This window comes from Bacillus sp. FSL W8-0629 (genome assembly GCF_038593225.1).
Lineage (GTDB): Bacteria > Bacillota > Bacilli > Bacillales > Bacillaceae > Bacillus > Bacillus altitudinis.
The window spans coordinates 2,696,455-2,710,260 of record NZ_CP151975.1 but is presented as its reverse complement, the minus strand read 5'-3'; the positions used below and the strand labels follow the sequence as shown (position 1 = coordinate 2,710,260).

16 protein-coding genes and 1 other annotated feature are annotated in these 13,806 nt (G+C 41.7%); of the genes, 8 read left to right on the top strand and 8 right to left on the bottom strand.

Translation table 11 applies throughout. The annotated features are described in order from the left end of the window. The first annotated feature begins 24 nt into the window (after positions 1-24). Positions 25-1,026 carry a catabolite control protein A gene (ccpA, locus tag NSQ17_RS14000; RefSeq protein WP_035702055.1) on the top strand — a complete coding sequence of 334 codons (1,002 nt, stop codon included), beginning with the start codon at positions 25-27 and terminating at the stop codon, positions 1,024-1,026. 43 nt (positions 1,027-1,069) lie between these two features. On the opposite strand, the gene NSQ17_RS13995 is transcribed toward ccpA, so the two are convergent. From NSQ17_RS13995 to NSQ17_RS13985, 3 genes are read right to left on the bottom strand one after another with little or no spacing between them, the layout of a single operon-like run. Beyond that, entirely contained in the window at positions 1,070-2,230 is a 1,161-nt protein-coding gene (locus NSQ17_RS13995; RefSeq protein ID WP_045034170.1) for an acetoin utilization protein AcuC, read from the bottom strand. Further along, positions 2,227-2,868: a CBS and ACT domain-containing protein gene (locus NSQ17_RS13990; protein WP_041092583.1), complete on the bottom strand. Its 642-nt coding sequence runs from the start codon at positions 2,866-2,868 to the stop codon at positions 2,227-2,229. Before NSQ17_RS13990 ends, NSQ17_RS13995 begins: the two co-directional genes overlap by 4 nt. Positions 2,869-2,906: 38 nt before the next feature. Next, entirely contained in the window at positions 2,907-3,539 is a 633-nt protein-coding gene (locus NSQ17_RS13985) for a GNAT family N-acetyltransferase (RefSeq protein ID WP_047945276.1), read from the bottom strand. A 155-nt stretch (positions 3,540-3,694) separates the two neighbouring features. Here NSQ17_RS13985 and acsA point away from each other — a divergent pair, with 155 nt between their 5' ends. Together acsA and tyrS are read left to right on the top strand one after the other, a co-directional pair. Beyond that, positions 3,695-5,419 carry an acetate--CoA ligase gene (gene acsA, locus NSQ17_RS13980; protein WP_058337274.1) on the top strand — a complete coding sequence of 575 codons (1,725 nt, stop codon included), beginning with the start codon at positions 3,695-3,697 and terminating at the stop codon, positions 5,417-5,419. A gap of 59 nt (positions 5,420-5,478) precedes the next feature. Further along, positions 5,479-5,716 (top strand) — a binding site (T-box leader). A gap of 53 nt (positions 5,717-5,769) precedes the next feature. Continuing rightward, the gene (gene tyrS / locus NSQ17_RS13975; protein ID WP_047945278.1) at positions 5,770-7,038 is read left to right on the top strand and encodes a tyrosine--tRNA ligase; all 1,269 of its coding nucleotides are present in this window, start codon (positions 5,770-5,772) and stop codon (positions 7,036-7,038) included. Between the two features lie 124 nt (positions 7,039-7,162). On the opposite strand, the gene NSQ17_RS13970 is transcribed toward tyrS, so the two are convergent. After that, entirely contained in the window at positions 7,163-7,504 is a 342-nt protein-coding gene (locus tag NSQ17_RS13970) for an antibiotic biosynthesis monooxygenase (protein ID WP_039170277.1), read from the bottom strand. Positions 7,505-7,706: 202 nt separating this feature from the next. Between NSQ17_RS13970 and NSQ17_RS13965 the strand changes: the two genes are divergently transcribed. From NSQ17_RS13965 to NSQ17_RS13955, 3 genes are all read left to right on the top strand, one after another. Then, on the top strand, positions 7,707-8,354 hold the full coding sequence (locus tag NSQ17_RS13965; protein ID WP_072367428.1) for a triacylglycerol lipase: 648 nt from the start codon (positions 7,707-7,709) through the stop codon (positions 8,352-8,354). Between the two features lie 95 nt (positions 8,355-8,449). Beyond that, positions 8,450-8,662: a hypothetical protein gene (locus NSQ17_RS13960; RefSeq protein WP_039170275.1), complete on the top strand. Its 213-nt coding sequence runs from the start codon at positions 8,450-8,452 to the stop codon at positions 8,660-8,662. A 49-nt stretch (positions 8,663-8,711) separates the two neighbouring features. Next, complete coding sequence (locus tag NSQ17_RS13955; RefSeq protein ID WP_342467534.1) at positions 8,712-9,311, top strand: cysteine hydrolase family protein; 600 nt, start codon at positions 8,712-8,714, stop codon at positions 9,309-9,311. Between the two features lie 8 nt (positions 9,312-9,319). Here the strand turns inward: NSQ17_RS13955 and NSQ17_RS13950 are convergent, their stop codons facing one another. Further along, a complete protein-coding gene (locus tag NSQ17_RS13950) occupies positions 9,320-9,883 on the bottom strand; it encodes a hypothetical protein (protein WP_058337279.1) in 564 nt (187 codons plus the stop codon). Positions 9,884-10,150: 267 nt separating this feature from the next. On the opposite strand from NSQ17_RS13950, the gene NSQ17_RS13945 reads away from it, so the two are divergent. Next, entirely contained in the window at positions 10,151-10,237 is an 87-nt protein-coding gene (locus tag NSQ17_RS13945) for a putative holin-like toxin (RefSeq protein WP_017358303.1), read from the top strand. Positions 10,238-10,539: 302 nt separating this feature from the next. On the opposite strand, the gene rpsD is transcribed toward NSQ17_RS13945, so the two are convergent. Next, positions 10,540-11,142 (bottom strand): 30S ribosomal protein S4, encoded by a 603-nt coding sequence (rpsD, locus tag NSQ17_RS13940; protein WP_007501777.1) that lies wholly within the window; start codon positions 11,140-11,142, stop codon positions 10,540-10,542. 310 nt (positions 11,143-11,452) lie between these two features. Then, positions 11,453-11,953 (bottom strand): GAF domain-containing protein, encoded by a 501-nt coding sequence (locus NSQ17_RS13935; protein WP_041092574.1) that lies wholly within the window; start codon positions 11,951-11,953, stop codon positions 11,453-11,455. 126 nt (positions 11,954-12,079) lie between these two features. Here NSQ17_RS13935 and refZ point away from each other — a divergent pair, with 126 nt between their 5' ends. Continuing rightward, complete coding sequence (refZ, locus tag NSQ17_RS13930) at positions 12,080-12,745, top strand: forespore capture DNA-binding protein RefZ (protein ID WP_008343081.1); 666 nt, start codon at positions 12,080-12,082, stop codon at positions 12,743-12,745. Here the strand turns inward: refZ and hisJ are convergent. Next, positions 12,715-13,530, bottom strand: a complete 816-nt coding sequence (hisJ, locus tag NSQ17_RS13925; protein ID WP_342467533.1) for a histidinol-phosphatase HisJ — start codon at positions 13,528-13,530, stop codon at positions 12,715-12,717. The two genes, refZ and hisJ, sit on opposite strands and share 31 nt — an antisense overlap. Between the last annotated feature and the right edge of the window lie 276 nt (positions 13,531-13,806).

Here is a 13,806-nt window from a genome sequence, read left to right as displayed (position 1 = left end):
AGTGTATTTGAAGGAGTGATTTATGTGAATAATGTTACAATATATGATGTAGCAAGAGAAGCAAACGTAAGTATGGCAACGGTATCACGCGTTGTTAATGGTAATCCAAACGTAAAACCAACAACAAGAAAAAAGGTGCTTGAAGCAATTGATCGTCTCGGCTACCGTCCAAACGCAGTCGCACGAGGCCTTGCAAGTAAAAAGACCACAACAGTTGGGGTCATCATCCCTGATATTTCAAGTATCTTCTATTCAGAGCTTGCACGAGGAATTGAAGATATTGCGACGATGTACAAGTACAACATTATTTTGAGCAACTCAGACCAAAATACTGATAAAGAACTGCATTTGTTAAACACAATGCTTGGCAAACAAGTAGATGGAATCGTTTTTATGGGCGGAAACATTACAGATGTGCATGTGGAAGAATTTAAGCGCTCTCCTGTACCCATTGTACTTGCAGCATCTGTTGAAGAGCAGGCACAAACACCATCAGTCAACATTAACTATGAACAAGCCATTTATGATTCAGTTCAACTATTGGTTGAAAAAGGACATAAACGAATTGCGTTTGTATCTGGACCAATGTCAGAACCAATTAACTCTATGAGAAAGCTTGCTGGTTATAAGCGTGCGCTTGAAGAAGCTGGTATCGTGTTTGACGAAGCGCTTGTTGCTGAAGGAGACTACTCATATGACTCTGGTATTGAAGCGCTCGCTAATCTGCTTGATCAATCTGACAAGCCGACGGCTGTGATTGCAGCTACTGACGAAATGGCGCTAGGTGTCATTCATGGAGCGCAGGACAGAGGCGTATCAATTCCTGAAGATTTAGAAGTGATTGGTTTTGATAACACAAGACTATCCCTCATGGTTCGCCCTCAATTGACAACAGTTGTTCAGCCGACTTACGATATTGGCGCTGTTGCGATGAGACTTTTGACAAAGCTCATGAACAAAGAACAAGTAGAAGATCAAATTGTTGAATTGCCACATAGAATCGAAGAAAGACAATCGACGAAATAAAAAAGAAAGCAGGCTCACTTGATCAGTGGACGCCTGCTTTTTTTTATGCCTTTTTCTTTTCTCGTCGAACAGGCATGAGTGCTTTTTCTACCGTTTGTGCATTTTTTTCTGTAATTTCTGCTCTTCTTGGAATCGGTGGATATAAATCGTCAGGATCTAGCCATGTGGATGGAAGCGGAACAGGCGATTGTTTTTCCCATGCCCGAATCCATTCCTGAGGAAGTGCATCTGGTGGTGTAATGCCTTTCATCTCAAGCCAAATGCGGCTCCATGCTCTTGGGACGACACGCCAAATATCATAGCCGCCTCCGCCCACAGCGATCCATTTTCCATCACAATATTGATGCGCCAGCTCATGGGCAATTCTGGGAATTTCCTCATATATTTTCATGGTAGCAGATAAATGCGTCAAAGGGTCATAATAGTGGGCATCTGCTCCATTTTGCGTCAAAATGACATCTGGTTTAAAAAAAGCAGCAATCTCTGTCACTGCTGTTCGATAGGCTTCTAAAAATGATTCGTCTTCTGTAAATGCGTCAAGCGGGATATTATATGCATAGCCATAGCCTTTATCATGACCCCTTTCCTGTACTTGTCCAGTTCCAGGGAACAAATAGCGCCCTGTTTCATGAATGGAAACAGTACATACCTCTGGATCATCATAGAAGCTAAACTGTACACCATCGCCATGATGAGCATCTGTATCAATATATAAAATTCTAGCGCCATATGTCTTTTGAATATACTGAATGGCCACAGAGCTGTCATTATAAATACAAAAGCCAGAAGCACGCCCTTTAAATCCATGGTGAAGCCCGCCGCCAAGATTGAGCGCATGCTGCGAATGTCCAAGCATCACTTGATCAACCGCTGTTAATGTCCCGCCAACTAGGAGAGAAGCTGCCTCATGCATCCCTGCAAACATCGGGGTATCCTCAGTGCCAAGACCATAACGTTCCCCCTCTGCGGTGGACAGTTTTCCTTCACTTGCCCGCTGTACTGCTTGAATGTAGTCTGTTGTATGGACAAGCTTTAATTCCTCCAGCGTCGCCATACGAGGTGCGACAATCTCATCATCCGTTAATGCCTTCATTTTTTGAAGAAGATCATAAGTTAAGTAGACGCGAAGCTGATTGAAGGGATGATCTTGGTGAAACTGGTACGTTTGAAAAGATGGTGAAAAAACAAAGGTCGCTTCCTTCATTTGATCGTCTGCTCCATAGGCCAGAGCACTTTATAGCCTTTTGCACGAATCAGCTTCATCACATGATCTGCATGCATCGTTTGAAGGCGGAAGACGAGCACTTTAGAGGCTTCATTGGCATGTGGGTACACGAGTACACTCAGCATTTGAATATGCTGTTCTTTTAAAATGGCCGTAATGTCTGCAAGACCCTCTGTCACTTGCGCTACTTCAACCTCTAAATGTGATCCAGGCTGATCTGCACCTGTTAGTCTTACAAACGTACGAAGTAAATCTGTTTTTGTGATGATCCCTACAAGCTTGCCGCGTCTCACAACGGGAAGACAGCCAATTCCGTGTTCAAAAAAGACACTTGAAATCTCCTCAACGAAATCAAGCGGATGAGCGGTAATCGTCTCTAGCACCATGATGTCTTCAACCGGCCGCTGAATAAAAAGCTGCCTTTTCTCTGTTTCAAAAATACTTGGACTGGCATTTTTAATATCCCGATCTGTCACCATCCCAATGACAGATCCCTGCTCAGATACGATGGGAATATGCCGAATGTGATGTGCACTCATTTTTTGAATGGCCTCTTCAATCGTATCGGTTTTTCGCAGCGTGATCACATCACGCTCCATAATTTGTTCAATCATCATGTTTACCAATCCCCTTTGCCAAAAAAACGAATTGAACGTTAATACATAAAGCGCTGATGGAAGCGAAGACGATCGAAACGCTCGATCGAATCAGGACTCACATGTTTTCCAATTCTGGCCATTAAACAATTGGCTGGATGTGAGCTAATCTCTGGCTCGTCTGTTGCAAACCAGACAAGACCGCCGGCGTTCATCATTTTCTCCATCATTTTGCGGTACTCCCACACGTTTTTCTTTGTCCCCTTTAAATCCCAATGCCAGTAATATTCAGTTGTAATGATAATGTAATTCTCCATTTGCTCATCCATCATGCTCACATCCAGTAAATGCTTGCCAAGTGAGCAGCCTCTGAATGGAGGAGCGACTTCAATGGCACCGAGCTCAATTAAATTGTCCATGTTGCCTTCTGACCAGCGTTCAAGCGGATCAGGGTACAAATACGTGACATAGCCTACGACAAGCTCATCCACCCTAGCAATGATAATACGTCCTTCAGGAAGATCTGCTATTTCAACAAGTGCTTGTTTCTGTTCCTCAGGCGTGCGAAATGCCGTTAGTCCTTCATGAAACATATAGTTCGCAAGCTCTGATGCAGGTACCGGTCCTTCAATCAGGATGGAACCTGTTTCTCGCTCAATGGTTTTTGAATAATAAGTTTTAGGATGCTCCACGTATCCACCGCCTCAAATTCTAGTGAGTCGTCTCTATTTTATCTTAAATCTGACAATAATTAAAACGGTTTCATCAGAAGTTTTTTAAAAATTGAGAAAAAAAGTCATCTATACTATAATGGTCATTGTAAACGTATGCAAAGGGGGACTGTTTGATGAAAGTGGAAACGCTACCATCAGTAAAAGGGGACTATCATTTAAATGATTATGAGCAAGCATACAAAGAATTTTCATGGGAGGAAGCGAGAAAAAATTTCTCTTGGTATGAAACAGGAAAAGTAAATGCAGCTTATGAAGCGATTGACAGACATGCGGACTCGTTTCGTAAAAACAAGGTGGCGCTTCACTACAAAGATTCAGAGCGGGATGAAAAGTATACGTTCAGGGATATGAAAATCAAGACAAACAAAGCAGGAAATCTATTAAGAGAACAGGCACATGTGCAAAAAGGGGATCGCGTGTTTATCTTTATGCCAAGATCACCTGAGCTCTATTTTCTACTGCTTGGTGCTGTCAAAATTGGTGCGATCGTCGGTCCGTTATTTGAGGCATTTATGGAAGGTGCCGTCAAAGATCGTTTAGAAAATAGTGAGGCAAAAGTGATTGTGACAACGCCTGATCTGCTTGAGCGTATTCCATTTGCAGAACTTCCAAAGCTTGAATCCGTCATCATTGTCGGTGGTGAAAAAGAGGATGCAGTTGGTGTGCGGACGATTCACTTTGAAGAAGCATTTGAACAGGCAGCAAAGGAGCTTGAAATCGAGTGGATGGATGAAAAAGATGGATACCTGCTTCATTACACGTCAGGGTCCACTGGTACGCCAAAAGGTGTGCTCCATGTTCATGGGGCAATGGTGCAGCAAGGCCAGACGGGTAAATGGGTACTCGATTTGAAAGAAGAAGATGTCTACTGGTGCACAGCTGATCCAGGCTGGGTAACAGGGACGGTGTACGGTATTTTTTCTCCGTGGTTGAATGGAGCGACGAATGTCATTTTAGGCGGCAGGTTCAATCCTGATACGTGGTACGAAACCATCGAATCGCTTGGTGTGACCGTTTGGTACAGTGCACCGACAGCCTTTAGAATGCTGATGGGAGCAGGAGACGATCTCATTCAAAAATATGATCTCAGCTCGCTTCGTCATGTGTTAAGTGTAGGTGAGCCTCTTAATCCAGAAGTCATTCGCTGGGGAGACGCTGTATTTGGCAAACGAATTCATGACACTTGGTGGATGACGGAAACCGGTGCACAACTGATTTGTAACTATCCATGCATGGATATCAAACCAGGTTCGATGGGGAAACCAATTCCAGGCGTTGAAGCTGCGATTGTAGATAATGCCGGAAATGAACTTCCGCCATACCGGATGGGGAACCTTGCCATCAAAAAGGGCTGGCCATCTATGATGCATACGATCTGGAACAATCCTGAAAAATATGAATCTTACTTTATGCCGGGAGATTGGTATGTTTCAGGAGATTCAGCTTATATGGATGAAGATGGATACTTCTGGTTCCAGGGACGTGTCGACGATGTCATCATGACGTCAGGAGAGCGGGTCGGTCCATTTGAGGTAGAAAGTAAACTGGTGGAACATCCGGCCATTGCAGAGGCTGGTGTCATCGGAAAACCAGATCCTGTGCGCGGTGAAATTATTAAAGCATTTATAGCGCTTAGAAGCGGATACGAACCGACAGATGAGCTGAAAGAAGAGATTCGCACGTTTGTGAAAAAAGGACTCGCTGCACATGCAGCACCGAGAGAAATTGAGTTTAAAGACAAACTGCCAAAAACACGCAGCGGTAAAATTATGAGACGTGTGCTAAAAGCGTGGGAACTGAATTTACCTGCTGGCGATCTCTCGACAATGGAAGATTAATCGCTTCCGTCAGTTGACTTGATATCAAAAGTATGTTAAAAATGACTTTAGTTGAATATGAAAAGGTTTTGACTGAGATTCAGTAGAATCATCTTTCCCTGTCCAAGAGAGCTGACGGCTGGTGCGAGTCAGTACAAAGAGATATTCGAATTACCCTCACGAACCGCTTTTACGAAAAGGAGCATGCATGTTGCCTGATTAGTGAAAGAACGGATCTGTCCGTTATCAGTGTAAGTGAAAAGACGTGTTGTTTTGTCTTTTAAGCAGGGTGGTACCGCGATATATATCGTCCCTTCGTTCATTCGAAGGGGCGTTTTTTATGTTGAATTGTAAAAAAAGGAGATTTGGATATGAGTCAATTGATGGAAGAATTATCGTTCAGAGGATTAATTCAGCAGCAAACAGATGAAGAAGGTTTAACAAAATTATTAGCAGAAGAAAAAATCAAGCTATACTCCGGCTTTGATCCAACAGCTGACAGCTTGCACATTGGTCACTTACTGCCAATTTTAACATTGCGCAGATTCCAAGAAGCAGGCCATCATCCGATTGCACTTGTTGGCGGCGCAACTGGACTGATTGGTGACCCAAGTTTCAAAAAAGCAGAACGTTCACTAAACCCAGCAGAAATCGTCGAACAGTGGTCAGAGAAAATCAAAGGCCAGCTCTCTCAATTCCTTGATTTTGAAGCAGGCGAGAATCCAGCCGTTATCGTGAATAACTACGACTGGATCAGCCAAATGAATGTGATCACGTTCCTTCGTGATATTGGAAAGAACTTCGGTGTGAACTTCATGCTCGCAAAAGATATCGTCAGCTCCCGTATTGAAACAGGGATTTCGTACACAGAATTCAGCTACGTTATCCTGCAATCTTTAGACTTTTTAAACCTTTACAGAAATGAAAACTGTAAACTGCAAATTGGCGGAAGCGACCAGTGGGGAAATATCACATCTGGCCTTGAGTTGATCCGTAAGTCTGAAGCAGAAGGTGCAAAAGCATTCGGTCTCACAATGCCGCTTGTGACAAAAGCAGACGGCACGAAGTTTGGGAAAACAGAAGGCGGCGCCATCTGGTTAGATAAAGAAAAAACATCACCATATGAATTCTACCAATTCTGGATCAACACAGATGACCGTGATGTCGTGAAATACTTAAAATACTTTACGTTCCTATCAAAAGAAGAGATCGCATCGTATGAAGAAAAAGTGCAAACAGCCCCTGAAAAACGTGAAGCACAGCGCCGTTTGGCAGAAGAAGTCACAACACTTGTGCATGGCCGTGAATCACTAGAACAGGCTGTCAACATCTCAAATGCGCTATTTAAAGGTGAGATTAAATCTCTTACAGCAGAAGAAGTGAAAGTAGGCTTTAAAGATGTGCCATCAATGGAGAAAGACAGTGCAGAAGAATTAACACTTGTTGATGTTCTTGTCGAATCAAAACTATCTCCATCAAAACGCCAAGCACGTGAAGATATCACGAATGGCGCAGTTTCCATCAACGGAGAGAGACAAACCGACAAAGACTACGTCCTTTCAGCTGAAGATAGAATTGAAAAACAATTTACCGTCTTAAGAAGAGGGAAAAAGAAATATTTCCTTGTGACGTATAAATAAATCCTTATGAAACAGTAAGTATCATGAAAAGCACCTCAAATGTTCATATACATTGAGGTGCTTTTTTTATTCAGAAGTAGGAATTAAGCTTTTACAGAGCGGTTTTCTCTCATTTGTCTGTTTCTTATTCAAGGAGTGAATCTTCGTTTGTATAAGCATGTTCTACCTTACAAATTCGGGTTGTATAGGATTCATACCAATCTTTTTTTCCTTTTTTTTGAACACGCTGATGTGCTGTATGTGCTTTCCATTCTTTGATGGCTGCTAATGAATCCCAGTAAGAGACAGTGATTCCAACACCATGTTCATCTCGTACACTTTCTATTCCAAGAAACCCGTCTAGTTCTTTCGCTAATTCTTCCATTTTTTGAGCAGCCACGGCGTATTCTTTCTGCTCGACATTTGTTCGTTTTGATGTGAAAATCACCGCATAATAGGGTAGTGCAGGTGTTTGAGTAAACAGCATCTAGCAGAACCTCCTTTTGTCTATTCACATTATATATGAAAGATAGAGGGGCTCGTAGTCTTTTTGTTTTAATTTAAAAAAGTCCAAGGTGCTTTATGATTATTTATATTTCTGTAAAATCATCTTATAAACATTACCTTGTTCACTTTTCTGACATATTTTTCTTGTATAAAATAGAGTCGAATAAGATGAATAAGGGGGAATGAAAGTGATTCGATTTAAGAAAAAGAGTTTGCAAATTCTTGTTGCCCTTGCCTTAGTGCTAGGTTCAATAGCCATCATCCAGCCGAAAGAAGCCAAAGCGGCCGAGCATAATCCGGTTGTAATGGTACACGGCATGGGTGGTGCGTCTTATAACTTTGCTTCGATCAAACGATACTTAGTGTCACAGGGATGGGATCAAAACCAACTTTTTGCAATCGATTTCATAGACAAAACAGGCAATAACCTGAACAATGGCCCGAGGCTCTCTAGATTCGTCAAAGATGTACTAGCCAAAACGGGTGCCAAAAAAGTAGATATTGTGGCTCATAGTATGGGCGGTGCGAACACGTTATACTATATTAAAAACCTAGACGGCGGAGATAAAATTGAAAACGTCGTCACACTTGGTGGAGCGAACGGACTCGTTTCACTCAGAGCATTACCAGGCACCGATCCAAATCAAAAAATTCTTTACACATCCGTCTATAGCTCAGCCGATCTCATCGTCGTCAACAGCCTCTCTCGCTTAATTGGCGCAAGAAACGTCCTCATCCACGGCGTTGGACATATCGGTCTATTAACCTCAAGCCAAGTCAAAGGCTATGTGAAAGAAGGATTGAATGGCGGAGGACAGAATACGAATTAAAAAATCAAAAAGACAGCGATTTGTGCTGTCTTTTTTGATGTCATGGTTATATGGGTGCTGCTAGGTGTTGAAGAAGATTTTTAGGAGGATAAAAGATGACGCAAAAACTCAAATATGCTTTCTTGGGCTACTTTCTCTATTTCCCATGTTCATTTCTGATCATCTATATGATCTGGATGGCAATCGTCAAATCAGTGCAATGGGCAGAAGTCATATCTAATTGTACATCCATCATTGGTATCTATTACTTAATAGCCAGTGTGTGGTTTGTCTTTTTACTGCAAAAACAGACAAAACATCGTACATAGCCAAATAAAAACATGTACAAATCAACCGCCATTCCTTACACTACATATAATGAACGAGAATCTTCGGAGGTGGGTATTTGTGCAACATCATCAAAAGGCTTTGATTATGGTCGATGTACAGAAAGCATTCGAGCACGAAAAATGGGGAGAACGGAATAACCTAGATGCAGAGAAGAACATCAGTCGTCTATTGACGTTTTGGAGAGAAAAAGGATGGACAGTCATTCATATTCAGCATACATCGGATCAGCCGCACTCCTTATTTCATCCAGCAAATGAAGGGCACTCCTTCAAAGAGATCGCTAAACCGCTAGATGAAGAAACGGTCATACAAAAGAAAGTCAACAGCAGCTTTATAGGCACAAACTTAGAGGAACAACTAAGATTAAACGAGATCGACACTGTTGTGATTGCTGGACTCACAACACCGCACTGCGTATCTACAACAACAAGAATGAGTGGAAACCTAGGCTTTGATACATACCTCATGTCAGATGCAACAGCCGCCTTTGGTTTAACAGATCAAACCGGTACATACTATGACCCAGAAACGATCCATCGCCTTTCACTTGCAACACTGCATGACGAATTTGCGACTGTCTTGACAACAGAGCAGCTGATCACAAATTGGGCAAGCAAAAGCTCCTAGAATCATCTCTAGGAGCTTTTTGCTTGTTCATCCAGCGGCTGTTTTCGTTGTTCAATACTTGAGTAGATGAGATCAATTCCAATAAATAAGAAGCTGACAAAGAAAGATAAAATGAGTGTGCCGTGCTCCCAAATTGAGATATTTACTAGTTTTATGTAAAGGACATACTTAATCGAGAGGTGTAAAACGATCCAAGAACTGATCCACTCCAAAGCAAAAGTCAGCCATGAAGGGAATTTGAGTAAATAAGCCAGCCCTTTGCCTATGAAAAGAAGAAAAGGTGACCAAAAAACCACGATTCCACTCACCAATAAAGAGAAAGAGATGAAAGAAAAAAATGAATCATATGTGATGTAATCTCCAAAAAGATAGTTTATCCCTAAAGCGACGATGCACAGCATGACACTTGGAACAGCGATCACGAGGCAGAGAGAAAAATAAAGCAGTAATATGAACGATATCGTAGCCAGTAGGTTTGGTGGTGCATCTATGACCTGCTTTTTTCTTAAAAGAGAATAGGCGAAAATAGACAAGAAAAAGAGAACGAAAATCATGACTATGGTAAAAAACATGGAATTCCTCCAGCTTAGTGCGTTAGAAAAAAATCTCTATCATCATTGTACCAATAGACAAACGGCAGCTAAATGATATTTTTTTCCTATAGTTGCATGTGGGAATGACAATCACGTAATGAAGCGTGAAGGTGGTTATGCTGCAAAGAAAGGTTTTTAAATATGGAAGGTAACTTCCAATGTTTTCATGTATAATAGAGAGCGTACAAATGTACGGCGTACTCAAAGGTGGTCTTGGCTAAATCCCCTTGAAAGGGGGTGCAGCCTATGTCAACTTTTCAAGCGTTGTCCCTTATGTTTTTATTTGGGATGTTTATTCTTGCTTTGTTGACGTATATAGACAAAAAGAAATAGACCACCCTTTGAGCCTAGACAACTTGTAGGGTAGGTCCATTTATTGTGTACCTTCTAGCCAGCTCACTTTGAGCCAAGCATTTGTGCATTGCCGGGATGTGACAGCATCCTGGCTTCTTTTAATTTACGCTACATCTATTTGTATTATAACATAAAAAGGATTTTGTTAAACACTGTCATACATCCACTCTCATCTAGTTAGGTGTTAGAACATGATAGAATACAAACAAAAAACCCTAGAAATCCTTGAACAATCAAGGTCTCTAGGGTTTGTTTGATCACTCTCTGAGAGAGTCATGAAATTAACGAGAGTAGAACTCAACGATTAGTTGTTCGCTGATTTCAGGCGCTAATTCAGAACGCTCTGGAAGACGAGTGAAAGTTCCTTCAAGCTTTTCAGCATCGAAAGTAAGGTATTCAGGTACGAAGTTGTTCACTTCAACTGATTCTTTCACAACTGCAAGGTTTTGAGATTTCTCACGAAGAGCAATCGTTTGACCTGGTTTCACAGAGAAAGATGGGATGTCTACACGGCTTCCATCAACAAGGATGTGACCATGGTTTACTAGCTGACGAGCTTGGCGGCGCGTACGAGCAAGGCCAAGACGGTATACTAGGTTGTCAAGGCGAGTTTCAAGAAGGATCATGAAGTTTTCACCTTGTTTACCAGGAAGTTTAGCAGCTCTGTCAAATAGTGTACGGAATTGACGTTCGTTGACACCGTACATGTGACGAAGCTTTTGCTTCTCTTGTAATTGTAAACCGTATTCAGATAGTTTTTTGCGTTGTCCTGGACCATGTGGGCCTGGAGCGTAAGGGCGTTTTTCAAGTTCCTTACCTGTTCCGCTTAATGAAATGCCTAAACGGCGGGAAATCTTCCAACTTGGACCTGTATAGCGAGCCATAATGTGACTCCTCCTTATTGTTTTTATTTGTGAAAAATAAAAACCGTCTGTTCTTTGTCTTTTCCGTCATTATGTTTTCATGCATCCTCGCTCCAGCAGCAGGGAGTTACAAGATGCACCTCCATATAGAAGGAACAAAATGATACAAAAAAGCCGAACAAAAAGGCTGCCATATTTCACACAAACTCTATTATATGACGCCAGATAGGAGAAGTCAATCTATTTAAAGAGGAGAATGTCAAACACGGCCGGCTTTTACCGAGAAAGAAAACAAAATAAAAAAGCAGACACATTGTCTGCTTTTCACGCATCATGACGCATCAGTAGAGGCTGATAACGCATTTTGGAGAACCTCTGTAAATTGAACTAAGTACGTTTCATCCACTTCATTGAAACGATCTTTCACTGGACTGTCAATATCGAGTACCCCAATGATTTGTCCATTTACTTTAAGTGGGATCACAATTTCAGATTGCGATGCTGCATCACATGCAATATGACCAGGGAATGCATGGACATCAGCGATACGCTGTACATCACCTGTCGCAAAAGCTGTACCGCAAACCCCTTTTCCAGAAGGAATGCGTACACATGCGGGCAGTCCGTTGAATGGACCAAGCACAAGCTCTCCGCCTTTTGCTAAATAAAATCCTGCCCAATTGACTTCAGGAAGCGAGTGATAAAGCAGCGCCGCAGCATTGGCTAGGTTGGCAATGAGATCAGGTTCACCATCCGTAATCGCTTCTACTTGCTTGATGAGTAATTGATAGTCTTTCGATGGATCACCAGACTGTTTTTCGACATGAAACATGAAAATCTCCTACTTTCTATCTCAAAAATACATAACTTGCGCTTCGCATGTGGGATTTGTCGAGCAATGATTAAAGGAACTTCCGCCTTCACCTTGAAGTATGTACACATGAAGAGGGGTGAGCGGATGAAAACATCAACAACCGTGCAAACAAAAGACCGTATTATTGAAGCTGCCATCAGACTTTTTAACCAAAAAGGATTTTCTGGAACCTCTGTCCGTGAGATTGCGAAGGAAGCAAACGTCAACGTTGCCCATATATCTTATTACTTTCAAGGAAAAGGAGGGCTGCTCGAGCAACTCGTATCCGATTTTTATGAAGGCTATATTCAGATGATTGAATCGCACATCCAGCACATGGAAACCCGTCATGCAAAAGAATGTTTACTTCATGTGGTTTTTGATATTTTATCTTATCAGCATGAAAATCGTCAATTAACCCGTTTCGTTTATCGAGAGGTGACCATTGATTCAACGCTGATCAGGGAAATCATGTCCACCTATTTAACAAAGGAAAAATACTTGTTTCAGCTCATCATTGAAAAAGGAAAAAGCACCCATGTGATTTGTAAGCAGCTGTCACTCTCATCATTTATGATCCAGCTAAAATCACTTCTGATGATGCCATATTTACAGCCGCAATATTTAACAGAGGTGCTTTATATCAACCCAAATGAGCCTTACTTTTATCAAACGTACTATAAGGAACTGAGCCGGTCGCTTCATCATCTGTTAGAACCAAACGAACCCGCACTTGATCCTCACCTGAAACTCATGATGTCTTCAAATTGATCATACGCATACCCGAGATCTTCCGCTTGATGGGCATCAGACCCGAATATGAGCGGAATTTTTTTCTGTTTTGCAAGATCAATCATCCATGGATCTAAATAGATACTTCTGGCATATGTTTTACGAAGACCTGATGTATTAAAATCTAAGGACATGCCTTTTTTTGCCGTTTCTTCAAGACAAAGGGTGACCCTTTGACATAGTTCTGGCGACATTTCGTATGGAAAAAGTTGTTTGAATTTCTGGACAAGGGTGATATGACCGATTCTCTTTGGCTTATATGGACCTAAAGGTGATAGAATAGAAGAATGAATTTGGTCATAGTAGCTTTGATAGACGTGTTCGGTGCTGCCATAGATGCTGATCAGCTGCTTGAAGGCGTGCTCATCAAAATCAAGACAAATATAATCATTGCCAGCAGGAAGAAAGTGAACAGATAAAATGCTATCGTCTAGTTCAGGGCCGTAGCAGTCTAAAAAGGCACTTGTTTCCTCTTCATACTCTTTGATATAGTCGACCTCAAGCCCAGTTTTTACTATTAACTGTCCTTTGTATTCCTGTTTCAGCTGATCCAGCTTCGTCAAATAGGCTTCAAGGTCTCGAAGCTTCATGGCGCTATCCTGCTCAGGCGTTGGATCTCGAAACGAAGGAGGCAGCGGGGCATGCTCGGTAAAGGTGATGGAATCAAATCCCTTTTTCATTGCTTTTTCAATATAAGAATGAAAAGGATCAAGCGTACCGTGCGGGCAAAATGGCGTATGTAAATGTGCATCTTGTTTCAACATGTCGTCACCTCTTGTCGATATTTTGAAAAACGTCATGTTTATCAGCGAAAATAATGAAAAATCATGACCAAAAATGCTGGTTACATGGTATCATAATAACAATGAAAACGACAGCTTCCGCATACATAAAAACAGGTCACATCAATACATGTGATCAAATGATAGAAAGCCTGAATGACTTTCTTGAAAAAACATACATAAAACCGTGAATGGATCGTATTGGGAAAAATACAATCCTGCTTATAAAAAACAAATGCAAAGCGGACACGAAAGGGT

Excerpts from the sequence above, each read along its gene's own strand:
- NSQ17_RS13990 (WP_041092583.1), bottom strand. The coding sequence starts at position 2,868 with ATGATGATTGAACAAATTATGGAGCGTGATGTGATCACGCTGCGAAAA.
- NSQ17_RS13955 (WP_342467534.1), top strand. The coding sequence starts at position 8,712 with ATGAACGAGAATCTTCGGAGGTGGGTATTTGTGCAACATCATCAAAAG.
- hisJ (WP_342467533.1), bottom strand. The coding sequence starts at position 13,530 with ATGTTGAAACAAGATGCACATTTACATACGCCATTTTGCCCGCACGGT.
- NSQ17_RS13970 (WP_039170277.1), bottom strand. The coding sequence starts at position 7,504 with ATGCTGTTTACTCAAACACCTGCACTACCCTATTATGCGGTGATTTTC.
- NSQ17_RS13960 (WP_039170275.1), top strand. The coding sequence starts at position 8,450 with ATGACGCAAAAACTCAAATATGCTTTCTTGGGCTACTTTCTCTATTTC.
- acsA (WP_058337274.1), top strand. The coding sequence starts at position 3,695 with ATGAAAGTGGAAACGCTACCATCAGTAAAAGGGGACTATCATTTAAAT.
- rpsD (WP_007501777.1), bottom strand. The coding sequence starts at position 11,142 with ATGGCTCGCTATACAGGTCCAAGTTGGAAGATTTCCCGCCGTTTAGGC.
- NSQ17_RS13965 (WP_072367428.1), top strand. The coding sequence starts at position 7,707 with ATGAAAGTGATTCGATTTAAGAAAAAGAGTTTGCAAATTCTTGTTGCC.
- NSQ17_RS13995 (WP_045034170.1), bottom strand. The coding sequence starts at position 2,230 with ATGAAGGAAGCGACCTTTGTTTTTTCACCATCTTTTCAAACGTACCAG.
- NSQ17_RS13950 (WP_058337279.1), bottom strand. The coding sequence starts at position 9,883 with ATGTTTTTTACCATAGTCATGATTTTCGTTCTCTTTTTCTTGTCTATT.
- NSQ17_RS13945 (WP_017358303.1), top strand. The coding sequence starts at position 10,151 with ATGTCAACTTTTCAAGCGTTGTCCCTTATGTTTTTATTTGGGATGTTT.
- NSQ17_RS13935 (WP_041092574.1), bottom strand. The coding sequence starts at position 11,953 with ATGTTTCATGTCGAAAAACAGTCTGGTGATCCATCGAAAGACTATCAA.
- tyrS (WP_047945278.1), top strand. The coding sequence starts at position 5,770 with ATGAGTCAATTGATGGAAGAATTATCGTTCAGAGGATTAATTCAGCAG.
- refZ (WP_008343081.1), top strand. The coding sequence starts at position 12,080 with ATGAAAACATCAACAACCGTGCAAACAAAAGACCGTATTATTGAAGCT.